Origin of the sequence: Fibrobacter sp., assembly GCF_017551775.1 — a bacterium.
Classification (GTDB): domain Bacteria; phylum Fibrobacterota; class Fibrobacteria; order Fibrobacterales; family Fibrobacteraceae; genus Fibrobacter.
This window is the reverse complement of record NZ_JAFZKX010000113.1, coordinates 11417-36178: the sequence shown is the minus strand read 5'-3', so window position 1 is coordinate 36178 and position 24762 is coordinate 11417. Positions and strand designations below refer to the sequence as shown.

Below are 24762 nucleotides of genomic sequence, written 5' to 3'. Positions count from 1 at the left end.
TCTATGGCTAAGAAAAATACTCCTGTAGATCCGTTAGTTGCGGCTCTTATGCCTGAATCTGACAAGAAGATGGGCGCCATCGCTGGCGGTTCCGTGCTTGTCGCTCTCGCTCTTTCCTTCTGGGCTTCCATGTACGAAGTCGTCGTCGATGAAGTCATCTTCGACTCTTCCGAAGGCCCGGACCTTACCGCCCAGATGTCTATGGACGAGAAGAAGGAAGAAAAGAAAGAAGAGAAGAAGAAAGAAGAGCCCAAGAAGCCTCGTAAGAAGGCCGGTGGTGGCGGTAAGCCGCGCGGTAAGGGTCAGCCCAACGCTCCGCAGACTCGTGGTGTGTTGAAGCTCCTCACTGCTCAGACCAAGACTGCCAGTGCTGCTGCTTACGACCTCATGAAGAACCAGAAGTTCACCAAGGACATCGACAAGGTGCTCAAGGACGTGGCTGGTCTTCAGACGACGGGTAAGACCGTCCTCGGTGGTCGTCGCGGTAAGGCCGATGGTGGCTTTAACGAAGGTTACGCAGAAGGCGGTGCCGGTGGTATCGGTGACGGCCTCGCAGGCCTCTTCGGAGGTGGCGGTGGCGGTATCTCTACCAAGGCCAAGGGTAACATCAAGACCCCGTCTGCCCGTGATATCGACATGGGTGCCGGTGGCGGTTCTCGTTCCGCTGCGGACATCATGAAGGTCGTGCGTCAGCGTACGCCTGGTCTGCGCCACATCTACAACAAGTTCCTGAAGAAGAAACCGGGATTCCAGGGCAAGGTTACTCTGAAGTTCACGATTGCTCCGGGTGGTGAAGTTATCAGTATTTCCATTGCTTCCTCCACGACCGGCTACGGCGAATTTGATGCTCAGATCAAGAACGCCGTCGGTAACTGGACGTTCAGCAAGGTGAAATCCGGTAACACGACCGTTACGATTCCGTTCACCTTCTCTGAATAATCGTTACTCTGTTGTTGAAAAAGGGCCATGCTTAAAAAGCATGGTCTTTTTTCATTTTTTTCTTGCGTTTTTGCTTTTATAAAACTAACTTTAATAACAGAATTTCTTATAGGAGTCCTCAAATGAAGTTGAGATCAGCTATTGCCGTCGGCACTGCTTTTGGAGTTCTCGGGGTGGGTTCTGCTTTTGCTACCTTCGCCCGTATCGAATCCATGGGCAAAAATACCACATACATCATGGATGATGTGAGCATTTTTGATAACGCAGCAAACATCAACCTTTATCCGAACTACCTCATCGGCGAATTCGGTCCGTACACGCAGAATGTCGAAACGGGCAAGAACCAGGATCCGATGTACCCGAACTTTGGTGGTATCTTCTCCATCTCCCTCGGTGACGAGAACAATCCTGATCCGCGTATCTCCATCGGTGGTCTTTTCGGCCGCATCAACTCCGAACTTTTCCGCTACTTGCCCACGAAGGTCATTGGCGAGAACGTGCGCGACACATCCAAGGTGCCCGAGACCGTGACGAACTTCGACGGCTTCCTCGGCGGTACGCTTTCTAACGGCGACGCTTGGGGCTTGCACATCTACATCGCCCACCAGGACGGCGGCGACAAGACGGAAAGCGGCACTTATCAGGTTGACCCGAACGCTTACGCTTCTATCGTGCAGGCAGACGCCGGCTTGAACTTGCAGTTCGGCAGCAATATCGACTTCGAGTTCTCCTTCGCGCTCGCCCGTATCCAGTTCGGTCCGGACCACAAGCACTTCTTCGACGATGGCGATTTCAGCTTCCTCGCGAAGTCCCGTGCGTTCTTCACCCTCGAAGCGATTGACGGCGAACTGGTACCCGCGGTTTCCGCAAAGTTCATCGAAGCTCCGGGCATCAACAACAAGCACGCCCAGGTCGGTGTGGGCATCAACGTCGCTCTCGATCGCGGCTTCTTCTGGCTCGGTGCCGACTTCATCTGGGACCAGATGAAGGCTCATGACTGGACCGTGAACTACAAGACTGGCGAGACGGTCTATAACTCCATGGACGTCGAAGATCCGGCTTGGGACAAGCGTCGCGACATCGGCGGCATGATCAGCTTCGGTATCGAACGCAACATTTGGTACGATTGGTTCGTTATCCGCGTGGGTGGCCAGAAGTCCATCCTCTACACGGACTGCGACCAGCATGAAGACAACAAGGGCCGCCGCGGCATTTGCTCGGAAGACGGCAACTTCTTCAGCACGAACCCGCTCGCCAACGGCACTGCCGACGACCACGTGGGCTTCGGCTTCGGCATCAACATCGAAGAAAAGCTGAAGATCGACGTGACTGTGGCCGAAGACCTCCTCTTCAGGAACCCGTTCCAGGGTGAAGGCCGCATCTTCTCGAGAATTTCTGCGACCTACTCCTTCTAGTCGTACTAGGACAGACTATTGAGGAATGCTCCCCTGCGGGAGCATTTCTTTTTTATTTTTAAGGGCATGAAATACTTGCCTCTGCTGGCCTTGGCCCTAGTTTTGTTAGGTTGTTCCGAAAGAACGGAACGAATTGAAAATAAATTGAACGCCTACGTTCAGGAAGACCTGAAGTTCATTGTCGCCCAGACGATACATGCCTCCGGTGACAGGAGCGGCATCCTCGATACGCCCTATTACCGCATCAAGGATTTCAGGCTGTTCGCCGGCGACACGGCTGCCGTTTATTCGGCATACGCCGAGGTGGATTTCTTCATCTACCAGGATATCCAGATGCACGAGAAGCGCAAGTACCGTTACAACGTGCACGCAAGGCAGTGGGACCGCTATTTTAAGGCGCTGAAATACGGACAGGATTCGCTGGAACGTTCTGCAACAAAGAAATAAAAATGTTTTATATTTTCCACTGTTAGAATTCACCTTTTCAAAGGAAGTATTTTGTTCGGACTTTTCTCCTGTGATATCGGTATCGACCTCGGCACTGCGAATACGCTGGTGCACGTTGCGGGTCAGGGCATTGTCATCAACGAACCCACGGTGATCGCCGTGGACAGCAAGAACAACCGCGTGTCGGCTATCGGTTTCGAGGCCAAGAAGATGCTCGGCAGGACTCCGGGCGAGACGCGCGCCGTGCGCCCCATGCGCGATGGCGTGATTGCCGATTTCGAACTGGTGGAAACGTTGCTCCAGACCTTCATCAAGCGCGTGCAGAAGTACCCGCTGTGGATGGTGAGGCCCCGCGTTGTGGTGGGTGTCCCGAGCGGCATTACCGAAGTGGAGAAGCGCGCTGTTATTGATGCGGCCCGCCAGGCCGGTGCGAAGGAAGTGCACTTGGTGCACGAACCGATGGCTGCGGCTGTCGGTATGGGCATCCCGGTCGAAGATCCCGTGGGCAACATGATTGTGGATATCGGCGGCGGTACCTCGGATATCGCGGTCATCGCATTGAACGGCACGGTCTGCAATGCCTCCGTGCGCGTGGGCGGTGACGAGATGGACGAAGCGATTGTCCGTTACCTGCGCACGATGTACAACCTGCACGTGGGTGAGAGCACGGCCGAGCAGATCAAGATTCAGATCGGTTCTGCAAGCCCGCTCGAAGAAGAACTTTCCATGGAAGTGAAGGGCCATGACTTTATCGCCGGCATGCCGCGCACGATGACGATTTCGAGCACGGAAATCCGCGAAGCCCTGAACGAGCCTGTTACCGCCATTATCGAGGCCGTGAAGCAGGCTCTGAGCATTACGCCCGCCGAACTTTCTGCGGATATCTACGACAAGGGCATCATCATGACGGGCGGCGGTTCCCAGCTGCGCGGCTTCGATGAACGTATCCGCAAGGAAACAGGCCTTTCCGTGAACGTTATCGACGAAGCGCTTGTGTGCGTATGCAAGGGCGCTGCCCGCATTCTCGAGGATTTGGACAAGTACCGTCCGGTGCTGATCGCTTCTTCCAACTAAGAGGTGATACTCGGGTCCGATGCTTAGGGCATTCCGCTTCATTGTAGACCTGTTTACCCAGAGACATGGCGTTGTCGCCTTTGTCTTCTTTCTGCTGCTCGGTTTTTTGATCCGGCAGGCACCGTTGACCGTGCGCCAGAGCATTGTGTCGACTGTGCTTGGTACCGTGTTCTATCCGGCACAGTGGGTCGTGTCTTCGGTCGAATCCTTCCGTTCGGTGCTTGCGGAAAACGAGCACCTCAAGGAAGAAAATGCGCGCCTGCGCCAGGAAACCTATTATGCGAGCGAAGGCCTGCAGGAACTGACTCGACTTCACACGTTGGTCCGGTTCGATGACAAGTGGGATTACCCCATTGTTACGGCGCGCGTGGTGGGCCACAATCCGGGCAGGTTCCTTACGACTCTCGTGATCAACCGCGGTACGATGCACGGCGTAAAAGAAAACATGCCTGTGTTTTCCATGAACGGTCTTGTCGGAAAAATTACGAAGGCAGCGTACACGCATTCGCGCGTGCAGCTCCTCGTGGACCCGAACCTTAAGTTGTCTGTACTCGAAAAGAAATCGCGCGTGGTGGGCTTCCTCGAATCTGTGGATGGCCACCTGCTTACGGCGATGATTCCTTCGCATGCGGGCGTCGAAGAAGGCGATACGCTCATTACTTCGGGCCTCGGCGGTATTTTCCCCAAGGGCATTCCCGTTGGGATTGTGAAGGCGGTGCGCAAGTCCGATCTCGATGTGATGCGCCAGATGGATGTTTCCCCGTTCCAGGAATTTACTGCGCTGGAGGAAGTGTTCGTGATGGAAAAAGAACCGGAATGGATTATCCAGGAGCTGCTCGATGAACAATAGTTGGAAATGGCTCCACGTGTGCTTGCTGTTCCTCGTGTGCTTCGTGATGCAGACGACCGTCGCGCAGTGGCTTGCCATTTTTGATGCTGGGCCCGACTTCATTTTGATTTTCATTATTTCCGTTGCCATCAAGCACGGTCCGGCTGCCGGCGTGCTCTGGGGATTCATCGCGGGCTTCTCGCAGGATGTCTACGCTCCCGTGGAATGGCTCGGCGCGAATACGATTTCGTTTACCATTCTGGGCTTCCTCGTCGGGCAGCTGGAAGAACGTTTCTTGACGCTCAACCTGCCTGCGAAGGTGGGCGTGCTCGGGTTCGGGTTCTTCCTGTGCGACATGCTGTATTTCTTCCTCACGGGTCTCGAGAAGGAGGTGGTCACGAACCTGTTCTTCTCCAAGACGATTCCCGAGTGCTTGTACACCATGGTTGTGGGAGCGGTTGTTTTCCACTTGTCCATCGGGAAGCCGAAAAAGCATGTTTAGTATCCAGGACAACGATGGTGTCCAGACCAGGAACTGGAACGTGCTGGTATTCATGGCCGCCGTGATTATTTTGTTCACGGTTCTTTTGATCAGGCTTTATTCCCTGCAGTATACGCACTACGACGAGAACTTGCAGCGTTCCGAAAATAACCGCCTGCGCCGTGTGGAACTTGTTGCCGAGCGCGGGTTCATTTACGACCGCAATGGCGAGATTCTGGTGCGCAACAGGCCCTCTTACCAGATTGCTTTGCAGTCGATGCACCTGCCGCGCAAAAAAGATGCTCGCGACTCCATTTTCAACAGGCTCCTGCATATCGTGGACAAGGACGGCGTGAGGCTTTTCGATTCGCTTTCGCTCGATACCGCTTTCCAGAGGACGAAGTGGATCAAGAACCGCCCCATCCGCATTTTGGAAGATGCGTCGCCCGAACAGGTCTCGATTATCGAAGAGCATTCTTCGGAACTCCCGGGCGTCGTTACCGTGATTGAATCCAGGCGCGAGTACCCCTACGGCACGCTTGCTTCGCATGTGCTCGGCTATACGAGCGAAATTTCTGAAGAGCAGTTGAAGTTGCCCGCGTTCGCCGAATATTCTCAGGGTGACCGCGTCGGCCAGAAGGGTTTGGAACAGGGCTACGATACCGAGTTCCGCGGCACGAATGGCATGAAGCTCGTGGAAGTGAACGCGTCGGGCCGCGAGGTCGGGCAAGTGAAGGGCGTGGAAAGCCGCGCGCCTGTTCCGGGACTGCACCTGGTGTCGACGATAGACTTGAAATTGCAGAAGGCCGCGGAGGCTGCCATTCCCGACAGCGTGAAGGGCGCGCTTGTGGCGATTGACCCGAGGAACGGCGAAATCCTTGCCATGGTGAGTTCCCCGAGGCTGGACCCGAATATCTTTTCGCTGAAGAAGCGCGAACGCAACAGGGGATGGGCGCAGGTGGCGCTCGATTCCATGCGTCCGCTCACCAACCGCGCGATTTCGGGCCTGTATACGCCGGCATCCGTGTTCAAGCTCGCGACTGCGGGCGCTGGGCTCGAGAGCGGAATCCTTTCGGAATCGAAGTACTACCCGAAGCCGTGTACGGGTGGCTACCAGTACGGCGCGCGCTACCAGAAGTGCTGGGGCGTGCACGGCAACCTGAATGTGGTGCATGCGCTGCGCCTTTCGTGCGACGTGTTCTTTTACCAGGCGGGCCTCGAAATCGACATGATGCGTATAAACGAGTTCGCCCGCAGGTTCGGCTATGGCGAGGTCCCGCTGGGAATTGACATTCCCGGCGAGAAGGGCGGCTGGTTGCCGGATTCCATTTCGTTCAACCATAGGAACAAGCGCCTGGGATGGCGCTGGGCGCGCGGTCTCATTTTGAACCTCTCCATCGGTCAGGGCCAGCTGGTGACACCGCTCCAGCAGGCGACGTTCATCGGTTCGCTTGCGACCAACAAGGGCGTCTACAGGCCGCATTTCATGAAGGAGCTCCGCGACCGGCAGGGAAACGTCGTGCGCCGCTACGAGCCCGAGGTTATCCGCCCGGGGACGATGAAGCCCTCGACGCACAGGGTGCTCCTTGCCGCCATGGATTCCGTGGTGAACCATCCGGGTGGAACGGGTAAGCGCGGCGCGCTCCCGGGAATCCGCGTGGGCGCCAAGACCGGCTCTGGCGAATGGAAGAAGGGCGAGAAGACGCACGCCTGGTATGCCGCGGTCGCTCCGCTGTACGAACCCGAAATCGCGGTCGCCGTGATTCTCGAGGCCGCGGGCGGTGGCGGCGCGAAGGCTGCTCCCATTGCGCGCAAGGTAATGATGGCTTATTTCGGGCTTGAAGAAGAGGAGGCGAACAAGCAATGAAACCTGGACGCTTTCTCCCTAGGTCACTGAAGGTGGACTGGCTCTTTTTGGGCGTCACGCTTGCGCTCATGGTGTGCGGTGTGAGTCTTGTCTATTCGGCTACTGCGAATGCGGAAACGCCCGTGTACGAGTCCTTCTGGTTCAAGCAGATTATCTACTTCCTGGGCGGGTGCCTGCTTGCCGCGGGCATCGTGTTCCTGAAGATCGACTGGCTCAAGCGCATCTCGGCGCCGCTGTACATCGTTTCGCTCGTGTTGCTGTGCATCGTGCTTTCATCGGTGGGCGACGTGACGAAGGGTGCCGGGCGCTGGATTGACCTTGGGTTCTTCAAGCTGCAGCCATCCGAGTTCGCGAAGATTGCCTACCTGCTCACGATTTCGTACTGGCTTTCGAACCATCCGGTGAGCCTGTACAAGATAAAGACTTTTGCGGTTCCGTTCCTGCTGTTCATCGTTCCCTTCGCGCTTGTCCTCAAGCAGCCCGACCTGAGTACCGCGCTCGTGTTTATCGCGGTCACGTATGTCGCGTTCTTTTTCGCGGGCCTCACGCTTACCGACATGTTCCTGCTCGCAAGTCCGGTGCTTTCGGTCTTGTTCTCGCATTCGCAGACGATTTTGTTCCAGGTGCTGTGGGGGCTCCTGATTTGCGCCGTGGTCTTTGCGCTTGTACGCCGCAAGCTGCCGAAGGTGCTGACCGTATTTTTCCTTGCCGCGAACATCCTTGCGGGTTATGCGAGCAGCATGGTGTGGAACATGCTCGAACCGCACCAGCAGAAGCGCGTGAACACGTTCCTCGACCCGATGAGCGACCCGCTGGGCGATGGCTACCAGGTGTTGCAGTCCTTGACGGCAATCGGCTCGGGCGGCCTTACGGGCAAGGGATTCGGCCAGGGGACGCAGACGAACCTCGCGTTCTTGCCCGAAGAACATACCGACTTCATCTTCAGCGTGCTGGGTGAGCAGTTCGGGTTTGCCGGATGCTTCTTCATCCTGGTGCTCTACGCCCTCTTCCTGTGGCGCGCGAGCTCGACGTGCAAGATGTTTACCGATCCGTTCATAACGCTCATCACCATGGGCGCCTGTACGATATTCCTTTTCCACATCATCGTGAATATCGCCATGACGGTTGGGCTCATGCCCGTGACCGGGCTTCCGCTCCCGTTCCTTTCGTATGGCGGTTCGTTCGCCATGACCTGCATGGTGCTGGTCGGGGGCATCCTCTGCATGCGCTACCAGGGCAATCGCCAATAAAAAAAGTATAGATTCGGCTTATTTTCGGCTCGAAACCGTATTATGTATAGGAGGACGGTTTCGATATGGAAATTATCCGTCGTTGTTCTAGTTTTCTTTTCGGCATGGAATGCCTGGGTTGCGGTAGCGTTTCCGAGCGGCTCGACCCGTGGCTGTGCCCCGCCTGCAGGGAAGAACTTTCGCGCGAATCGCTCGACTACTCGTTCCCGGGGCCCGACGCCATGTGCCTTTTCCCGATGCGCCCCCTGACGCGCAGGCTCGTACATGCGCTCAAGTACGGCGGGCTTTCGGGGATGGCGTCGTACCTGGTGAAGCGTTCGTCTGCCGTCGGTTCGGGCGGGGTGGCGCAGTCCATGGCCCTGTTCGCCAAGCCCTTCTATTTTGTCCCAGTCCCGCTGCACAGTTCGCGCTACCGTGAACGCGGCTACAATCAGGCGCAGAGGATTGCGGCGGCGCTTTGCTCGTGTACCGGGGGCCGCATGTGCAACTGGCTTAGGCGCAGGGACTTCAGGGTGTCGCAGACCAAACTCTCGAGGGAGGAGCGCAAGTGGAACGTGGCGGGCGCCTTCGAGGCGAACTTGCCGCGCAAGCTGCCCGCGCGGGGGACGGTTTTCGTGGTGGACGACGTCTATACGACTGGCGCTACGACGTCTTCGTGCATTTCGGCCTTCGGGCGCGATTTTCCGCTCGATACGAAGGTCTGCACGCTCCTCTACGACGAACCCGTCACGGCGGTCATGGATTTCGTCGCGGATTGCAAAATAGAGTGGGATACCGCCTATGGCGGTTGAATTTGTAGTTCCGAATTCCTTTTTTTAGTAAAAAAAAGGCTTCGAGATGCTTCTCGAAACCCGTAATTCTATTAACTAGTAACTATTGACTAGTAACTGCCGCTATACAAAACTTGGCAACTTGTTGCCTAGCTGCTGCTATCCACTATGTGGAGAAGCGGCTCAAGTAGCGGAGGAAGAGGGACTCGAACCCCCAAGCCTTACGGCGGCGGTTTTCAAGACCGCTGACTTACCAATTAGCCTATTCCTCCATGGAGTATGCCAACGATAAAAAACTGGAGGAGAATCGTCAATTGATTTGCCCCCTTGCTTATCACTTTTGAGAAACATTAATTATTTTTTACTACATGGTGACGATTTCCGAAAGCGAGGTGTTGGAGAACAAGCGGGTCCTTGACCTTCTTTTCTCGTATATGCCCAAGATCGCTGCGGAAAGGAAGATGGAGAACCTGCTCGTGCTTATGGCCGACATGGGTCGTTCTATCGTCATGGCCGACCGCTGTTCCCTGTGGCTTATAGACGAGGACCGCGGGGAATTGTGGACAAAGGTTGCGCACGGGGTGAACGAACTTCGCATCCCGATTGCGGCTGGCTTTGTGGGCTGGTCCGTGAAGAACGGGCTGCCGGTGCTCGTCGATGATGCCTACCTTGATCCTAGGTTCGATCGCAGGAGCGATGGAAAGACGCACTACCGCACGACGTCCGTGATGGCCGTTCCCTTGTTTGATTCCCAGGGCAAGGTGATGGGGGTCTTCCAGGCCATAAACAAGCAGGGCGAGCAGAAGGTGTTTTCTAGGCAGGATCTCGAGCGGCTTACGCTTACCGCAGTCTATTCCGCCAAGACGGTGGAATCCGCCCGCCTTACGTCGGAAGTCGAGGAATCCAAGGAAGAACTCGAGGCTACCCAGGAAGAACTGATTCACGTTTTGGGCGATATTTCCGAATCCAGGAGCCACGAGACGGGCGACCATATCCAGCGAGTCGCCGAAATTTCGTACAAACTTGCCCGTTATTACGGGGTCTCCGAAGAAGAGGCCGTCCGCATAAGGCTTGCCACCCCGATGCACGACCTGGGGAAGGTTGCCATTCCCGATGCCATCCTGAACAAGCCGGGCAGGCTTACCGAGGGCGAATTCGAGGTGATGAAGTCCCATGCCTTGAAGGGCGAGGAACTCCTCCTGAAATCCAAGCGCGATCTTTTGCGGTTCGCGGCCGTGGTTGCAGGGTCCCACCATGAGCGTTGGGACGGCTGCGGGTACCCGAGAGGCCTTGAAGGCGACGAAATCCCTCTGGCGGGCCGTATTTGCGCCGTTGCGGACGTTCTGGACGCTCTTGCGAGCCCGAGATGCTACAAGGCTGCTTGGCCCGAAGAAAAAATCCGCGAGGAATTCATAAAGCAGCGTGGTACGCAGTTCCAGCCGGAGCTGGTGGATGCGCTCGTGGAGCACTGGGACGATATTTTCGCATGCCTCCGCCAGGTAAGGGCCGAGGCCAATACCCCCAGATTCTGATTTTTTCCGCAAATTTGGCCTTTATTGGGCATTTTTTTGCTTTCGTAAAAAAAAGAAAACCCTCGATTTTCATCGAGGGTCTTCGTGGTTCCGATTGGAGTTGAACCAACGACACGCGGATTTTCAGTCCACTGCTCTACCAACTCAGCTACAGAACCAATTTAGTAGACGCAAAGATAGAAGAAAAAGTGACTTTTGTCAAGGGTAAATAGAATATTACCGAAAAAATTTTGTTTTTTCTTCAAATTCTTCTAAATTTAAGGATGGATGTTTTGATTGGGTTCGGAAGAGACGCTTGCGTCTCGTTGTGGTTAACTTCTTTATAGGCTGTTATATGAGTCAAAAAAATCTTGTCCGGATCTTCGCTCTAGGGTCGTTGCTTCTTGGATTGTTTGCTTGCGATAGTGGTACGGATGTATTGGTTCCTAGTTCAGACTCTTTAGCCGGAACGAGTAATGGTGGAGTAGTTTCTAGCAGTGAAGGATCGGCTAAGCCAGGCTCTTCGAGTTCGTCCGATTCGACGACCGCTTTGCCGATACATAAGATTGTGAATGGCGATACGATTATCGACACGATCTACGTCCGTCCGCCCAAGGATACGACGCCTGAGTGGGTTGGTAAATCTGCGCTCGTGATAACCGAAATTTCGCCCGTGAACTTGACTTGGCTTGACGAAGACGGCGACGATCCGGCATGGGTTGAAATTTACAATGCCGGCAGTGAATCGGCGAACTTGAAGGACTATTCCCTCGTTGAATCCCTTGAAAAACCTCGCAAGTGGGTGTTCGGTGACGAGCTGATTGCAGCGAAGTCTTTCCGCATCGTATACTGTGACAAGAAGAACCGTGTCGAAGTCAGCGGAGAGGCTGATTTCGAAAACAGGCATAATCGCCTCCATACGAACTGGAAACTTGAAAAGGATGGCGGTGCGGTCTACCTGATTGACAGGGAATACGGTATCCGCGACTCCGTGAGGTATCCCGCCATTACGGTTGGCAACATGAGCTGGGGTATTACCGACGGCGGCATCTGGAAGTATTTCGAAAAGCCGACGCCCGAGGCTCCCAATACGAATTCTACAGCTTATGACGGCATTGCACCGCGCATCGATTTGAGCCAGTTGGGCAACGCTTTCAGTAACGAGCCTGTGACTATCAATCCGCCGTCCGTGCCCTCCGGAGTCAAGCTTCGCTGCACGCAGGATGGTTCTGAGCCGACCAAGTCCTCGCCGGAATTCAACAGCCCGATTACCTTCAACAAGAGCACTCCGTTCCGCTGCTCCGCCTTCAAGGATGGTTCGCTCACGACGGAAGTGGTGACTAAGACGTTCTTTATCAACCAGTCGGTCCGCATGCCGGTGGTGGCTATCAGCGTAGACCCGCAGTTCTTCCACAAGCACTATATTCAGCCGGAACCCGGCCACACGAATGCCGACAATCCGGATGCCGCACCTTCTGGACTTTATGAAGATGTCGAATTCCCGGTGCACGTGGAATACTTTGAAAAGGGTAGTTCTACAGCCAAGGCTACTTGGGAAATCGAAGCCGGTATTTCGATGATGGGTAACTACAGCCGTCTGGAACGCAAGAAGTCTGTCGCCATCGTGATGCGTGAAGAATACCAGGATGGTTGGTTGCATTACTCGCTGTTCGATACCCGCAAGAGCGAAAATGACAAGTACAAGGCATTTAACCTCCGCAACAACGGAAACCGCTTTGTGAGCGACTATTTTGCTGATGCCTTGGGTGGCGCCATCCTCGAAGGAAGCGGTGTCGATTACCAGCGCAGCCGCCAGGTGGTGGTGTACTACAATGGCGAATACTTCGGTATTCACGACATGCGTGAACGCTTCAACAAGAACTACGTTGAATCGAACTATGGTATAGACGCTTCGACCGTGAATATGGTCAAGCACCTTACCGAAAAGGTTACGGCAAGCAACGGCACTACCGATGATTACATCGCCTTGCTGGATTACGCTGCCGCAAACGATTTCAGCGGAGAAAATAACGACAAGTACGAATACATCAAGACGATGATGGATGTCGGCAATTTCGCAGACTACATGGCTGCTGAAATATACATCCACAATGGTGACTGGCCGAACAACAATGTGCGTGCCTGGAGAACCCCGGATCAGACATGGAAGTTCATGGTTTACGACTTGGACCATGGCTTTGTCTGGGGTTGGAACGTAGATGGTTTCGGAGAGGGCACGAACATGTTTAAGTGGGTCAAGCAGGGTGGACGTCCTGCTGGAAAGTGCCATACGGATAGCGACAAGGACTTCACCGGCGATAAGGCCCACTGCTTCCATGTGCTTTACAATCGCCTAATCAAGAACCCGGATTTCAAGCGCCTGTTCATCAACCATTCTGCGGTGATGCTGAAAAATTACCTGAATCGCGATGTGGTCGAGAAGGTGCGTGCCAAGATGGCAGGTTCCATTGATGAAGCTGAAGCCGAAAGAGACCTTAAGGAAAATGGTCAGAAGGAGCGCGGCTACGGATCATTTACGGTCTCTAACTCGAACCTTACGGATTGGGCTGAAGCTCGTGACCGCGAGATTTTGGAACAGTACAGGAGCGAATTTGACCTCGGTGATATGGTTGAGGTGACTATCTCCTCGAGCAAGGGCGCTGTGCTGATGGAAGGGATGAAGCTCCCGGGCAGCACGTCGACTTCTACCAACTACAGGGGCAAGTTCTTTAAGGATATCCAGATGGAACTGACCGCTGTGCCTTCGGGTGGTTCCGTGTTTGACGGTTGGTCGGGTTGCGAACCCGTGGAAGGCAAGCCGGAAACCACCTGCCGTGTGACGATTAAGGACGGCGTGACGGTTACTGCGAAATTCAAGTAATAAACCGACTGGTTCGAAATTTTTGCGCGGGCTTTTAAGTCCGCGCTTTTCATACCGCTCGCTCGACGTTTCGGGTTTCAAGACCTCCGGTTACTCGCTCGCTCTCGCCTACGACGGTTCGTTAATACGAACCGCCTTCGGCTCACAGATTGAAATTTCTAAATTTGTGCGCATGAAGAGTCCCGTGCGCAAAATGTTCGACGAAATTGCAAACCGCTATGATTTCTTGAATCATGCGTTGAGTTGCTGCCAGGATATTTTATGGCGCAGGAGCTGCTGCCGCGAACTGCGGAAGGTGCGCCCCGGCAGGCGACTGCTCGATTTGTGCGGCGGGACGGGCGATTTTGCCGCGACTTACGAGAAATTCAACGGCACGCAGGATGTCGCCATTCTAGGCGATTTTTCGTACGGCATGCTGAAGGGGGCCGCGGGCAAGAAGACGTCGGCCGTTCCCGTGCAGCTCGACGCGATGAAGATGCCGTTTGCGGACGGCTCGTTCGATGTGGTTCTGAACGGGTTTGGCATGCGCAATCTCCCTGATGCGGAAGGCGGCCTGCGGGAATCCGCGCGTGTGCTTTCCGATGGAGGCTACCTGCAGGTGCTCGAGTTCTTTTCGCCGCGGAACGCGTTCAACAAGTCTTTCTACAGGAGGCTTGCGCCCCTGTTTATCCCGGTGCTCGGCGCGTTCTTTAGCAAGCGCGATGCTTACGAGTACCTCGTGAATTCGATTATACGCTTTTTGCCGGTGGCGGACTTTGTCGCGCTGGCGGAAAAGAACGGGTTTGAACTCGTGCACGTGAAACCCTGCTTTTTCGGGGTGGCGTACCGTGTACTTTTGCGCCGCTCTGTTTCGGGTGAAAACGCACCCGCGGGAGGTGCCGCATGAGCCGCTATATCCTCGGGGTGACGGGCGCGAGCGGTGCAATCTATGCGGCCCGCACGGCGATGCACCTGAAAAAGTTCGGGCACAATGTCTCGCTCATAGTGACTGCGCCGGGTCGCGAGGTCGTGGAATACGAAGGGCAGGATGAGCTTTTCGGCCTTGCCGACAAGCTCTACAAGGTGGATGATTTTTTTGCGGAATGCGCGAGCGGGTCTGCCGACTATGCGGGCATGGCGGTGGTGCCGTGTTCCATGGGGACGCTCGGGCGCATCGCTGCGGGAACTTCGGACAACCTGCTGGTGCGTTCTGCGGATGTTTGCCTCAAGGAGCGCCGCCCGCTGGTGATTGTCCCGCGAGAGATGCCGTACAACCTCATCCATATCGAAAACATGGAACGCGTGACCCGTGCGGGCGCGGTGGTAATTCCGGCGTCCCCGCAGTTCTATAGCAGGCCCGCGACTGTCGAGGATCTGGTCGATACTGTGGTCGCGAAGGTCCTGAAGCACCTGGGCGCTCTTCCGGAGGGTGCGGATATCGTGAAGCCGTGGGACGGAGGCTCTCCGGAACATGGGATACCTGTGGACTTCGTGCCGGAAAATACCGTCGGAAGGGTTATATGCTAAAAAAAATTCTTGAATTTGGCCACATGGTGCGCTTCAGCCACTCGCTTTTCGCGATGCCCTTTGCGCTCGGTTCCATGTGGGTGGCCGCTAACGGCTTCCGCGACATGACTGCGGCCGAGGCCCTGCGTATTGTCCTGCTTATCGTGGGCTGCATGGTGACCGCCCGCAACAGCGCGATGAGTTTCAACCGCATCGCCGATGCCGAAATCGACGCGAAGAACCCGCGTACGGCCGGGCGCCACCTGCCCGCGGGGCGCCTGAGCAAGAAGTCCGTAATCGCCTTCCTCGCCATAAACGGTGCGCTGTTCGTGCTGTTCGCCTGGCTCCTGCAGCCGCTTGCCGGCATGCTCGCCCTGCCCGTGTGGCTCTTGCTGCTTTCTTATTCCTACTGGAAGCGCTTCAGCTGGCTGTGCCACTGGTTTTTGGGCTTTGCCATCGGCATGAGCCCTCTCGGTGCCTGGATTGCGATTCGCGGCGAGTTTGCGGTGTTCCCGATATTCCTGCTCGTGATTCTCATGCTCTGGATGGGCGGTTTCGACATCATTTACGCCACGCAGGACGAAGAAATCGACCGCGCGATGGGACTCCATTCGGTGCCCGCGCGTTTTGGCCGCAAGCGCGCCTTGCAGATCGCCTTCTGGAGCCACATCGCGATGCTCGCGCTCTGTGTCGCCTTCGGGTTCGTGTGGAACATGGGCATCCCCTGGTGGATTGTGACCGGGCTCATGACCGCCGCCGTGCTCTATATACATTTGTTCCGCAAGTCCGACGATCTCGACGCCATGAACCGCGACTTTTTCTTGGCGAATGTCGCCATAAGCGTGCTCGTGATGGCCGGACTCATCGTATGGATTTGCTTGGGAGGAGACGTCAATGTCCTTTATTAAAAAAACGAATGGCAAGTTTACGACCGAAGACAAGGTCAAGATGTTCCAGCAGATGGGTTCCGTGGGCGCTGTGCTTGCGCTCCTGTTCGTGATTCTCATCGAGACGGGCGTTGCGGGGCAATATGAGGGCCTCGCGGACATGGGCCTTACCGCGATGATTGTGGTGCTCGCCGTGTCGCTGGCCGGGAGTATGTACTTCAAGGGCAAGCTGAAATAAGGCTTGTTTGTTCCAAATCACACTTGCGTCGGCCGGACAAAAAAGTTGTGTACAAATCCTGAATAAGGATGTATCTTTAGAATACAAAGTTCTCCTCCTAAGAAAAAAGGGATGCCCCCACAAAGGGGGCTTCTCTTTTTTTATAAGCTAGGAAAAGAGTTGCTGAAAATGCTTCTGATTTAGATTTCCAAATCGGCGCTGTAGACGACTTCCGTGGTTCCGTCGTCGCATTCGAATAGCAGGCTTCCGTCGTCGCGCATGTCGGCGATGCGGCCTGTTTTCTTTTGTACGCCTGCGCCGCCGTCGCGGTTGTCGTCGGTGCAGTGGTTGTTTGCGACGATGGTGCCGCGCGCGCCGATGAACTGGTCCATCTTGCGCCAGGCGGCCACCCACGGGGTTATCCCGAAGGCCCTGAACTGCCCGAGGGCGCGTTCCAGGCATGCGATGAGCATCTGGAGTAACTTTTCGCGGTTTATTTCGCGGCCCGCGATTTCCTTGAGCGTGGTGACGGGGCGCCCGAGGCTTATGTAGTCGCTGGCGTCGCTGTTCACGTTTATTCCGACGCCCATGCTGATGGCGGGTGCGACCTGCCCGGCGGCGGATTTTATATAAACTAGTTCCGCGAGGATCCCGCAGAATTTGCTTTTGCCGCACAGAATGTCGTTGGGCCACTTGACGGCGACTTTCCCGATTTCGTTATTGCCGAGCCCCTGCGCGTTGGAACTGTCTTGCAGGTCGCGGAATATTTCGGCGAAGGTGAGCGCTGCTACCTGCGTGATTTGCGGTGCGGATGCCAGCGGAATGCCCTCGAACGGGATGAGGATGTTGAAGTAGATGTTCTTGCCGGCGGGGGAGTTCCACGTGCGTTCGTGTCGCCCGCGGCCTGCGCTCTGGGAATCTGCGACGATGAGCGTGCCCGGAGGGATTTGCCCTGCGGTGGCGAGCGACTTCATGAGGCTGTGCGTGCTTTCGATGTTCTCGTAGAGGAACGCGGGCGCCTCGCCGAACCCGCACAGGTTCCATTCATTAAAATCACGTTCGCGGGAAAACATACTGGAATTTGTACTGGATTCTTCGACTTCGCCTGCGGCTCCGCTCAGAATGACATGTTGGCTCAACAGGCCAGTCTACTTGTCTTCCTCTTCCTTTTCTTGCAGTTCCTTGAGCGCCTCTTCGGGGAATATGGCGAAGAAGTCGCGCTTGCGGTCTTCGAACAGCTGCAGCATGCGTTCCTGTTCGAACTGCTCGCGATCGATGTTCTGCATGAAGAATTCGTCGCGAGCGAAGTCGCGCGTGGTCATCATCTTCTTGAGGTCTTCAGACAGGTCGACGTTATCCCACAGGATGTAGTAGGATTGCACGTCGAGGCTCCCGAAAATGTCAACGTTGAGCATGATGGAATTGCTCTTGCTCGAATCGACGAGCTGAACCCTCGTCTCACGCTTCTCGGGACGGAAAATTTCGGCATCGCTTACGGGCTTGTTTATGTCCTTGTCGGCAGCGGGTACGGCTGAAAACAGGGCGCCAGTGAGCACTCCGGTAAAAAGGAGAATTTTGTGTATTCTCGTAAACATACCCATAATATAGTTTCAGGATTCAAAAAAGAAAAGAGCCGCGCAAAAGTCTGTGAGGAAAATCCCTTTTTTGCGACTAAATTAGAACTTTATGGGGCTAGAGGCATCCAGGGCTTCACGACATCGATGGATTTCAGCATGCCCTGCCGCGCACGGCGTATGGCGGCTGCCGCAATCATGGCGCCGTTGTCGGTGCTGAGGCTCCTGTCCGGGACGCAGAACCGGATGCCGTGCCGGCTGCAGTAGTCTTGCAACCTTGTCCTGAGCCAGGCGTTCGCGCTAACGCCGCCGCCCATCACGAGGGTCTTCATGCGCGTCTTCTTGAGCGCGTTGATAGTCTTTTCGACGAGGCTCCCGACAATGGCGTCTTCGAGCGAGGCGCATATGTCGCCGAGGTTTTCCTGGATGTATTCCGGGTCGTGTGTCTCGGTGTAGCGCAGTACTGCGGTCTTCAAACCGCTGAACGAGAATTCGCAGTTCTCGCGGGAATGGAGCGCCCTCGGGAATTCCACGAACTTGCGGTTCTTGCCCTGGCCGAGCCTGCTGATGGTCGCCCCCGCGGGGTACTTGAGCCCGAGCAGTTTGCCGCACTTGTCGAATGCTTCGCCCGCGGCGTCGTCGCGGGTGCGCCCGATGCTCGTGTACTTGAAGCCGGGTTCCTCCATGACGAGTTCCGTGTGCCCGCCAGAGACGGTGAGCGTGAGGAACGGGGGCTCGATGTCGGGGTTGCTGAGCCATGCGGCGGCGAGGTGGCCTTCGAGGTGGTTGATTCCGTAGGCGGGAACCTGCAGGTCGCGGGCGAGGCCCCGTGCAAAGCTTGCTCCGACGAGGAGCGGTCCCATGAGGCCCGGGCCCGTCGTGTAGGCAATCGCGTCGATATCCTTGAGGTCGATTCCTGCTTCCTTCACGGCAGCCTCAGCGATGGGGGCAATCTTTTGCAGGTGGGCGCGTGCGGCGATTTCGGGCACGACGCCACCGTACAGGGCGTGTTCGTCAATCTGGCTGTATAGCGGGTTCGAAATGACCTTGAGCGGTTCGTCTTGCAGTACGGCGCATGCGGTTTCGTCGCAGCTCGATTCTATTCCGAGCCAGATCATGGCAGCTTCTCCTCGACGTCTTCGTCAAGCGAGTCGACGACCGTCGGCACGATTATTTTGTTCTCGTAAAGGGATACCTTGTCGGGCGAGAGCTGAATCGCCTTGATGGATTTTTCGCGGTTCACGTTCGCACGCAGGGTAAGCTTGACGGTGGGGGCGAGGCTGTCCACGTCTTCGATCTGGAAACGGTTGAATTCCACGAAGAGTTCGAGGTTTCCTTTGCTGATAGAATCGAGCGTGCGGTCGCCACCGGTAATCTCGACTGATACTTTGTTCGGTTTCAGTTCGAAGGTCTTCTTGTCGAACATGCCGATAAGCTGCACTGGGATGTCGGGGAAGGACTTTTTCGCAATCTTCTGGACCTTTACCGAGATGTTGATGACGGAATCCGCGGGCGATACGTGCGCCGGGAATTGGCTGAAATCGAGCGGGACGGTGAACTTGGCGTCGTTCTTGAGGGAATCGAACACGAGCGTGTCCGTCGGGATTTCGATGATGCGCGTGATGACGTTCCTTGCGCCGGAAACGGTGATGAAGTCGGGCTCGAGTTTCGGGAAATCCGTCTGCAGGTAGCCGGTAGCAGCGTCGAAGGTGACCATGGAATGTATGGGCACGTTCCTTTCGATTCGGGTGTCCAGGTCGAGGTCTACGAACAGGCGCTGGTTGTCGGGTTCTATGAACTTGATGTTCGGGAATCCGGGCGCCGAGAAGTTCTGCGCGCCGATGAGCTTGCGTGTGGCGCCGAGTTCGGCATCTTGCAAATCGATGATGATAGCTGCGGTGGTCGTGTCGCCGCCCTTGATTCTGGAGCGGAGTCGCATGAGGTCGAAAGGTTCGCCTTCGAGGGTCACGTTCATGGAGCGCGGCGGCTTGGACGCGATGGCCAACATTTCGGGAAGCCTCACGAGGCGAACGGGAACGTCGATTTCCACCTTGAAAGTGTTGAGCGAGACGACGTAGAGCCAGAGTGCAATCCCGAAGATGAATGCCGTAATCTTTAATGCGATATGTTTCATAGGCGCCCTAATGTGACCTCCTAAAATTTAGTTATATTCAGGTCGTGTTCGGACAACTTAGGTATCTAATATCGGAATCTTTTCGTGGGTGGAGACAGCACCGCACGGTTATTCTGCCCTCGCTTTTGACGATTTTCCTATGTTCGCTCCTTCTGGCGTCGTCGCTGACCGTGCTCGGGGCCGTATTCCGCGTGCTTTCTGCGGAAGGGACGCTCTATACCATCGAGGCGTTCTTGCCCGAAAATGTGGGCGAGGATTCTGTCGCCGTAATCAAGTCGCGCATGGAGCATTTCAGGGGTATCGAATCGGTCGAGTTCGTGAGCGCCGATTCCGCCCTGGCCGATTTCCGCAGGCATTTCCCCGGCGAGATGCTCGACCTTGTGGACGATAACCCCATCCCTCCGTTTTTTCGCATGACTCTCGTGAAGGAAAGCCGCAATCCGGCCGACCTCGAGGAGACTGTCGCCGCCATATCGCGCGAGGGCTATTTCGACGAGGTGCAGGCGCCCGTGGATTGGGCTACCCGCGTGTCGGAATGGAAGTTCAAGATGGTGTTCTGGCCCGTGTGCCTGAGCCTGCTTCTGCTGGTGACGCTTTCGCTTATCATTTGCAATTCGGTGCGGCTTTCGCTGTTGTCGCGCAGGCTCCTTGTCGAAAACATGAAGTATGCCGGCGGAAGCCCGTTCTTTATCGAGTTCCCCTTCGTGCTCGAGGGGATGATGCAGGGGCTTGTCGGGAGCGGCCTTGCCGTCGTGCTGCTCCTTGCTGTCGTGGAATCTGTCGCTCAGGCAATCCCGCTGGTCGCGGCGAACGTCGGCGGGCTCGGGAGCCTGCTTTGCCTGGTCGTGCTGCTGGTGACGCTCGTTTCGGCCTACTTCAGTTACCGCACCGTCCAGGATTTCTTGCTTGCAAAACGGAACGAACGGGATTAGCCGATGCGCCTGATTGTCGCCTTGCTTTGCCTGCTTGTCGGTGTTTCGCTTGCCGCCCCCAAGAAAACGGACGCGCAAATCAAGGAGCAGCGGACTGCGCTCAAGAAGTTGGAATCCGACCTCGCGAAAAAGCGCGAGGAACTCGCCCTGCTGGAAACCGAGGAGAAGGGCGTGCTCAATACGCTTTCGCTCTTGGACCAGAACCTGAACCAGACCCGCATCTACATTACCGAACTTTCGAAAAACGAGACGCTCGTGCAGAATGCGGTGAACCAGCTTTCGCGCGATATCGATTCGCTCGACCAGAAAATCCAGGTGCGCAAGGAAGCGATGAAGAAGAGGGTGCGCAAGCTTTACGTGAACGGAAGGTACAGCGATGCCGAGGTGCTGTACCAGCTGCTTACCCGCGAAGGGAACCCGGAGCGTCAGGCGTACTGGGTGCACCATGTGCTCAACGAAGACCGCATACTGGTGGAAACGCTCACGTCGATGATGCAGGAACGCGACGAGAAGAAGCGCAACGAAGAAGAACATCTTGCCGAACTGAACCGTCTGCGCGAAAAGAAGTCCCGCGAAGAAAAGGGACTGGTGAGCCAGGTGGGCAACCAGGAAAAAATGCTCTTGAACCTCAAGCACGACAAGGCGATGCAGCAGCGCGCCCTCCAGGAATTCGAACGCAACCAGAAGGTGATGCAGAAACTCATCGAGAAACTCGAGCAGAAGCGCAAGAAGGAACTCGAGGCCGCGCGCAAGGCCGAAGAGAAACGCAAGGCAGAAGCCGCCCGCAAGAAAAAGCAGAAAGAGAAAGAACCGAAGGTCGTCGAGAAGCCGAAGAAGACTATCGCGGGCACCGTGAAGGGACCGAAATGCATGCCGCTCGAAGGCCAGGTCATCAGCAACTACGGCCTGCAGGAACATCCGGTGCTGCATATCGCCACGAGGAACCTCGGCGTGGAAATCCGCGGGAAGCGCGGGCAGTCCATACGTGCTGCGGCCGCGGGTACGGTCGCGATGGTCGCCGAAATCGATGGCCGCGGGCCCTCTGTGATTATCGAACATGAGGGCGGTACGTATTCCGTATACGGGCACATGCGATCCATCCGCGTCCAGGAAGGAAAAGAAGTGCGTAATTGCGAAGAAATTGGCGAGGTGGGCGATATCGCGAGCTTAAATGGAATTAAATTGTACTTTCAAGTTAGCGAGGGCACCCAAACGGTGGACCCGCTTCAGTGGTTGAAAAGCAAATGATTAATTATCGGTTAAATGGTCCCGCGTCCCAGGAACGTCAGCGCATTCGCGTGATGGCGGCGCTCCGCGAGAACCGATTCCCGCAGGCCATCCTTATCGACGGCCCCGCAGGCATTGGCAAGAAGGCTCTCGCCATGGAAATCGCGAAGGCCCTGCAGTGTACCGACGGCAACGAGCGCCCCTGCGGGCACTGCTTCGGCTGCAAGATGGCTTCGGACCCGGGCGTAACCGACAACTGGGTGTTCCCGATGGAAGCGAAGGAAGTGCAGACGAGGAGCGCCGACAGCGTCTCTGCCGGCAGCACTGCCCGCACCATCCAGGATATCAAGCAGGAATACATCGAGCAGATTGTCGCGAACCCGTACCGCATCGATATTTTCAGCGCGGGCGGTGAGATTTCGGTGAACCTCATCCGCACGATGACGGGTTCGTTTGCCATGAAGGGCGACCGCGTCCGCGTGGTCATCGTGGCCGAGGCCGACCGCATGAACGATTCCGCGGCGAACGCCTTCTTGAAGACGCTCGAGGAAGTTCCGCCCGATACCTACTTCATACTGACTGTTTCTTCCCGAGACCGCCTCTTGCAGACGATCCGTTCGCGTTGCCTCGCGTTGCACCTGTTGCCCCTGAGCGATGCGGAAGTGCGCGAGGAGACCCTGCGCATGCTCGGGCCCGACGCCGACGAGGAAAGCGTTACCGGCGATGTCATCGGGCTTGCGGTCGGGTCGCCGGGAAAGGCGCTCTACTATGTGGAGCATGCGCGTGAACTGTGCGCGCTCGCTTCGGATTTTATCGTGAAGAGCCTCCGGAACGATTACAGCGAACTTTTCGAGGCGCTCGCGAAGGCCGGCCTCGACGAGGTGGCGGAGGCGAACGGATTTTTGGAAGTGCTCTCGTTCCTCGTTTCCGATATCATGCGCAGGGAGTCGGGCGCACCGCTCCGCCTTCCGGACACGATGGCGAAACTGGACATGGACGCCTTTCCGCGCATCGATGCAACCGCGCTTGAAATCGCTCTTGCGACTGTGCAGGAGACCATGTCGAGAATTGCGAGCCGCCGCACGGCACCCATGATGTGCCTGCAGTCGCTTGCGATAAAACTTTTCGAGGGCTCCAAGTAATGCTGGATACCGTCTCGTCAACTCTCGCGCGGGAACTGAAGATTCCCCATCTGGTGGCAAGGTTCCTTGTCTCCAGGGGCGTGTGCAACGTGGTTGCCGCGAGCCGCATTATGAACGAGGGTGGCGACGCGGAACTTTCGCCGTGGGGCATCAAGGGCATGGAAGATGCCGTGCGCTGGATTCTCGACGTGCGCGAAAAGAAAGAGATGGTTTTCATCTTCGGTGACTACGACCTGGACGGGATGACCTCGGTGACGCTTTTGTCGCGGAGTTTCGCGAAGCTCGGAATCGAGACGGACTGGCGCCTGCCGAACCGCTTCGGCGACGGTTACGGGCTTTCGATTTCCGCGGTCGACGAGATGTTTGAATCGGGCGCTCGCTACGTGGTGACCGTCGATACGGGCATCACCGCGAACGACGAGATTGCCCATGCGAAGGAACTGGGAATGCACGTGATGGTCATCGACCACCACCAGCCTTCGGGCGACGCGCTCCCTCCGTGCGACGTTCTTCTGGACCCGCATCAGGAAGGCGATTCCTACTCCAATCCCGAACTTTGCGGCGTGGGCGTTTCGTATAAGTTCATATGCGCGCTGTACGAACGTCTCGGGATGCCCTCTCCGGCCGAAATGCTCGACCTGGTGGCGCTCGGCACGCTGGCCGACCTCGTGCAGATGACTCCTGAGAACAGGTTGTTCACCAAGAGGGGCCTCAAGTGCCTGCAAGAAAGCCGCCTGCCCGGAATCCAGGCGCTGTACGCCTCGCTCATGAAGCCCGGGAGCTGCGTGGGCGGAATCGACGTGATGTACAAGTTTGCACCGCTCTTGAATGCGCCCGGCCGCATGGAAAAACCAGACCCCGCGCTCAAGCTGCTGCTCTGCCCGGACAATTCCAGCGCCCCGAAACTGCTTACGGAACTCAAGGACTGGAATACGAAGCGCAAGCAGAAAGAAGCGGAAATTACCGAGATGGCGGTGAAGCGGGTCAAGGAAATTTATGGAGACGACATCCCGAAGGTGCTCGTGGTGGACGGGCACGGATGGCATGTGGGCGTCATCGGGATTGTTTCCGCAAAGCTCGCGCAGGAATTTTCGCGCCCTGCCGCCGTCCTCTCCATAGTGGACGGCGTGGCGCATGCTAGCGCACGCGCCGTGCCAGGCTTCAACTGGCACAGGGCGCTCTACGAAAGCCGGGACCTGTTCGACCGCTGGGGCGGGCACGCGAACGCCGCCGGCTTCTCGCTCCCCGCAGAAAAAATCGACGAACTCCGCAGGCGCCTGGACGCCTCTGCAAGAGAGCAGGGCTATACCGGCGAGATGCCTGCGCAGTGCGAGGCCCGCGGTTACGACATCGTGGTCGCCTTGCGCGAACTCGTGGTCGAAGGCACGCGCACCCGCATATACAAGACCGTGCTCGACTATTTCGACCAGATGGAACCCTTCGGAGGCAACTTCCCGTACCCCGTGTTCAGGGCCGAGGATGTCACCGTCCACAAGGTCAAGGAACTCCGCGGCGGGCACCTCCAGATGGATATCTCGCAGGCGGGTAGCCCCGTGTTCTCGGCGATCGCGTTCGGGCTCGGCAAGTGCAAGGAACGCCTCAAGGAGACCCGCAGGGCATCTGTGGTGTTCGAACCCACGTGGAATTATTTCAACAACAAGAAGACCATGCAGCTCTGCATCAAGTCTATCGAGTAGATT

Annotated in this window: 23 protein-coding genes and 2 tRNA genes; 19 read left to right on the top strand and 6 right to left on the bottom strand. The window is 56.4% G+C overall.

Features of this window, described 5'->3' with window-relative positions; translation table 11 throughout:
- Positions 1–3: 3 nt before the first annotated feature.
- The 9 genes from IK012_RS13490 (at position 4) to IK012_RS13450 (ending at position 9093) form a co-directional block, all read left to right on the top strand.
- On the top strand, positions 4–939 hold the full coding sequence (locus IK012_RS13490; protein WP_173378445.1) for an AgmX/PglI C-terminal domain-containing protein: 936 nt from the start codon (positions 4–6) through the stop codon (positions 937–939).
- 122 nt (positions 940–1061) lie between these two features.
- Positions 1062–2354, top strand: a complete 1293-nt coding sequence (locus IK012_RS13485) for a hypothetical protein (RefSeq protein WP_290955458.1) — start codon at positions 1062–1064, stop codon at positions 2352–2354.
- A 66-nt stretch (positions 2355–2420) separates the two neighbouring features.
- On the top strand, positions 2421–2801 hold the full coding sequence (locus tag IK012_RS13480) for a hypothetical protein (protein WP_290955457.1): 381 nt from the start codon (positions 2421–2423) through the stop codon (positions 2799–2801).
- A gap of 51 nt (positions 2802–2852) precedes the next feature.
- A complete protein-coding gene (locus IK012_RS13475) occupies positions 2853–3875 on the top strand; it encodes a rod shape-determining protein (protein WP_173378442.1) in 1023 nt (340 codons plus the stop codon).
- Between the two features lie 19 nt (positions 3876–3894).
- A complete protein-coding gene (mreC, locus tag IK012_RS13470; RefSeq protein ID WP_290955456.1) occupies positions 3895–4725 on the top strand; it encodes a rod shape-determining protein MreC in 831 nt (276 codons plus the stop codon).
- Entirely contained in the window at positions 4715–5206 is a 492-nt protein-coding gene (gene mreD / locus IK012_RS13465) for a rod shape-determining protein MreD (protein WP_290955454.1), read from the top strand. The genes mreC and mreD overlap by 11 nt, the downstream gene beginning before the upstream one ends.
- Positions 5199–7052, top strand: a complete 1854-nt coding sequence (gene mrdA / locus IK012_RS13460) for a penicillin-binding protein 2 (protein WP_290955452.1) — start codon at positions 5199–5201, stop codon at positions 7050–7052. The genes mreD and mrdA overlap by 8 nt, the downstream gene beginning before the upstream one ends.
- Complete coding sequence (gene rodA / locus IK012_RS13455) at positions 7049–8302, top strand: rod shape-determining protein RodA (protein ID WP_290955450.1); 1254 nt, start codon at positions 7049–7051, stop codon at positions 8300–8302. Before mrdA ends, rodA begins: the two co-directional genes overlap by 4 nt.
- Positions 8303–8367: 65 nt before the next feature.
- Positions 8368–9093: a ComF family protein gene (locus tag IK012_RS13450; RefSeq protein ID WP_290955448.1), complete on the top strand. Its 726-nt coding sequence runs from the start codon at positions 8368–8370 to the stop codon at positions 9091–9093.
- A 170-nt stretch (positions 9094–9263) separates the two neighbouring features.
- Here the strand turns inward: IK012_RS13450 and IK012_RS13445 are convergent.
- A tRNA-Ser gene (locus IK012_RS13445) sits at positions 9264–9344 on the bottom strand.
- Positions 9345–9440: 96 nt separating this feature from the next.
- Here IK012_RS13445 and IK012_RS13440 point away from each other — a divergent pair.
- On the top strand, positions 9441–10604 hold the full coding sequence (locus tag IK012_RS13440; RefSeq protein ID WP_173378436.1) for an HD domain-containing phosphohydrolase: 1164 nt from the start codon (positions 9441–9443) through the stop codon (positions 10602–10604).
- A gap of 85 nt (positions 10605–10689) precedes the next feature.
- Here IK012_RS13440 and IK012_RS13435 read toward each other — a convergent pair.
- Positions 10690–10762: transfer RNA gene (locus IK012_RS13435), tRNA-Phe, on the bottom strand.
- Positions 10763–11133: 371 nt separating this feature from the next.
- Here IK012_RS13435 and IK012_RS13430 point away from each other — a divergent pair.
- The 5 genes from IK012_RS13430 to IK012_RS13410 all read left to right on the top strand — a co-directional run bounded on the left by IK012_RS13430 (position 11134) and on the right by IK012_RS13410 (position 16074).
- On the top strand, positions 11134–13464 hold the full coding sequence (locus IK012_RS13430) for a CotH kinase family protein (RefSeq protein WP_290955445.1): 2331 nt from the start codon (positions 11134–11136) through the stop codon (positions 13462–13464).
- A gap of 172 nt (positions 13465–13636) precedes the next feature.
- A complete protein-coding gene (locus IK012_RS13425; protein ID WP_290955443.1) occupies positions 13637–14350 on the top strand; it encodes a ubiquinone/menaquinone biosynthesis methyltransferase in 714 nt (237 codons plus the stop codon).
- Positions 14347–14970, top strand: coding sequence for a UbiX family flavin prenyltransferase (locus IK012_RS13420; protein WP_290955442.1), 624 nt, complete (start codon positions 14347–14349; stop codon positions 14968–14970). Before IK012_RS13425 ends, IK012_RS13420 begins: the two co-directional genes overlap by 4 nt.
- The gene (locus IK012_RS13415; protein ID WP_290955440.1) at positions 14964–15857 is read left to right on the top strand and encodes a UbiA-like polyprenyltransferase; all 894 of its coding nucleotides are present in this window, start codon (positions 14964–14966) and stop codon (positions 15855–15857) included. The genes IK012_RS13420 and IK012_RS13415 overlap by 7 nt, the downstream gene beginning before the upstream one ends.
- Entirely contained in the window at positions 15844–16074 is a 231-nt protein-coding gene (locus tag IK012_RS13410; protein ID WP_173378431.1) for a hypothetical protein, read from the top strand. Before IK012_RS13415 ends, IK012_RS13410 begins: the two co-directional genes overlap by 14 nt.
- 179 nt (positions 16075–16253) lie before the next feature.
- Here IK012_RS13410 and IK012_RS13405 read toward each other — a convergent pair whose 3' ends face one another.
- From IK012_RS13405 to IK012_RS13390, 4 genes are all read right to left on the bottom strand, one after another.
- Positions 16254–17192, bottom strand: coding sequence for a biotin--[acetyl-CoA-carboxylase] ligase (locus IK012_RS13405; protein WP_290955437.1), 939 nt, complete (start codon positions 17190–17192; stop codon positions 16254–16256).
- Positions 17193–17201: 9 nt separating this feature from the next.
- Entirely contained in the window at positions 17202–17648 is a 447-nt protein-coding gene (locus tag IK012_RS13400; protein ID WP_290955435.1) for a hypothetical protein, read from the bottom strand.
- An 89-nt stretch (positions 17649–17737) separates the two neighbouring features.
- Positions 17738–18745 (bottom strand): tRNA (adenosine(37)-N6)-threonylcarbamoyltransferase complex transferase subunit TsaD, encoded by a 1008-nt coding sequence (tsaD, locus tag IK012_RS13395; RefSeq protein WP_290955433.1) that lies wholly within the window; start codon positions 18743–18745, stop codon positions 17738–17740.
- Positions 18742–19761 (bottom strand): YbbR-like domain-containing protein, encoded by a 1020-nt coding sequence (locus IK012_RS13390; protein WP_173344408.1) that lies wholly within the window; start codon positions 19759–19761, stop codon positions 18742–18744. The genes tsaD and IK012_RS13390 overlap by 4 nt, the downstream gene beginning before the upstream one ends.
- A 125-nt stretch (positions 19762–19886) precedes the next feature.
- On the opposite strand from IK012_RS13390, the gene IK012_RS13385 reads away from it, so the two are divergent.
- From IK012_RS13385 to recJ, 4 genes are read left to right on the top strand one after another with little or no spacing between them, the layout of a single operon-like run.
- On the top strand, positions 19887–20693 hold the full coding sequence (locus IK012_RS13385) for an ABC transporter permease (protein ID WP_290955430.1): 807 nt from the start codon (positions 19887–19889) through the stop codon (positions 20691–20693).
- 3 nt (positions 20694–20696) lie between these two features.
- Positions 20697–21941 carry a peptidoglycan DD-metalloendopeptidase family protein gene (locus tag IK012_RS13380; protein ID WP_290955429.1) on the top strand — a complete coding sequence of 415 codons (1245 nt, stop codon included), beginning with the start codon at positions 20697–20699 and terminating at the stop codon, positions 21939–21941.
- Complete coding sequence (locus IK012_RS13375; protein ID WP_290955427.1) at positions 21938–23062, top strand: DNA polymerase III subunit delta'; 1125 nt, start codon at positions 21938–21940, stop codon at positions 23060–23062. Before IK012_RS13380 ends, IK012_RS13375 begins: the two co-directional genes overlap by 4 nt.
- On the top strand, positions 23062–24759 hold the full coding sequence (gene recJ, locus IK012_RS13370) for a single-stranded-DNA-specific exonuclease RecJ (RefSeq protein WP_290955425.1): 1698 nt from the start codon (positions 23062–23064) through the stop codon (positions 24757–24759). Before IK012_RS13375 ends, recJ begins: the two co-directional genes overlap by 1 nt.
- Positions 24760–24762: the final 3 nt, after the last annotated feature.

What these genes read in the sequence shown, in the direction of transcription:
- IK012_RS13490 (WP_173378445.1), top strand. Translation starts at nt 4, where the DNA reads ATGGCTAAGAAAAATACTCCTGTAGATCCGTTAGTTGCGGCTCTTATG.
- mrdA (WP_290955452.1), top strand. Translation starts at nt 5,199, where the DNA reads ATGTTTAGTATCCAGGACAACGATGGTGTCCAGACCAGGAACTGGAAC.
- mreC (WP_290955456.1), top strand. Translation starts at nt 3,895, where the DNA reads ATGCTTAGGGCATTCCGCTTCATTGTAGACCTGTTTACCCAGAGACAT.
- IK012_RS13440 (WP_173378436.1), top strand. Translation starts at nt 9,441, where the DNA reads ATGGTGACGATTTCCGAAAGCGAGGTGTTGGAGAACAAGCGGGTCCTT.
- recJ (WP_290955425.1), top strand. Translation starts at nt 23,062, where the DNA reads ATGCTGGATACCGTCTCGTCAACTCTCGCGCGGGAACTGAAGATTCCC.
- IK012_RS13425 (WP_290955443.1), top strand. Translation starts at nt 13,637, where the DNA reads ATGAAGAGTCCCGTGCGCAAAATGTTCGACGAAATTGCAAACCGCTAT.
- tsaD (WP_290955433.1), bottom strand. Translation starts at nt 18,745, where the DNA reads ATGATCTGGCTCGGAATAGAATCGAGCTGCGACGAAACCGCATGCGCC.
- IK012_RS13410 (WP_173378431.1), top strand. Translation starts at nt 15,844, where the DNA reads ATGTCCTTTATTAAAAAAACGAATGGCAAGTTTACGACCGAAGACAAG.
- IK012_RS13375 (WP_290955427.1), top strand. Translation starts at nt 21,938, where the DNA reads ATGATTAATTATCGGTTAAATGGTCCCGCGTCCCAGGAACGTCAGCGC.
- IK012_RS13420 (WP_290955442.1), top strand. Translation starts at nt 14,347, where the DNA reads ATGAGCCGCTATATCCTCGGGGTGACGGGCGCGAGCGGTGCAATCTAT.
- IK012_RS13485 (WP_290955458.1), top strand. Translation starts at nt 1,062, where the DNA reads ATGAAGTTGAGATCAGCTATTGCCGTCGGCACTGCTTTTGGAGTTCTC.
- mreD (WP_290955454.1), top strand. Translation starts at nt 4,715, where the DNA reads ATGAACAATAGTTGGAAATGGCTCCACGTGTGCTTGCTGTTCCTCGTG.
- IK012_RS13390 (WP_173344408.1), bottom strand. Translation starts at nt 19,761, where the DNA reads ATGAAACATATCGCATTAAAGATTACGGCATTCATCTTCGGGATTGCA.
- IK012_RS13450 (WP_290955448.1), top strand. Translation starts at nt 8,368, where the DNA reads ATGGAAATTATCCGTCGTTGTTCTAGTTTTCTTTTCGGCATGGAATGC.
- IK012_RS13415 (WP_290955440.1), top strand. Translation starts at nt 14,964, where the DNA reads ATGCTAAAAAAAATTCTTGAATTTGGCCACATGGTGCGCTTCAGCCAC.
- IK012_RS13380 (WP_290955429.1), top strand. Translation starts at nt 20,697, where the DNA reads ATGCGCCTGATTGTCGCCTTGCTTTGCCTGCTTGTCGGTGTTTCGCTT.
- rodA (WP_290955450.1), top strand. Translation starts at nt 7,049, where the DNA reads ATGAAACCTGGACGCTTTCTCCCTAGGTCACTGAAGGTGGACTGGCTC.
- IK012_RS13400 (WP_290955435.1), bottom strand. Translation starts at nt 17,648, where the DNA reads ATGTTTACGAGAATACACAAAATTCTCCTTTTTACCGGAGTGCTCACT.
- IK012_RS13480 (WP_290955457.1), top strand. Translation starts at nt 2,421, where the DNA reads ATGAAATACTTGCCTCTGCTGGCCTTGGCCCTAGTTTTGTTAGGTTGT.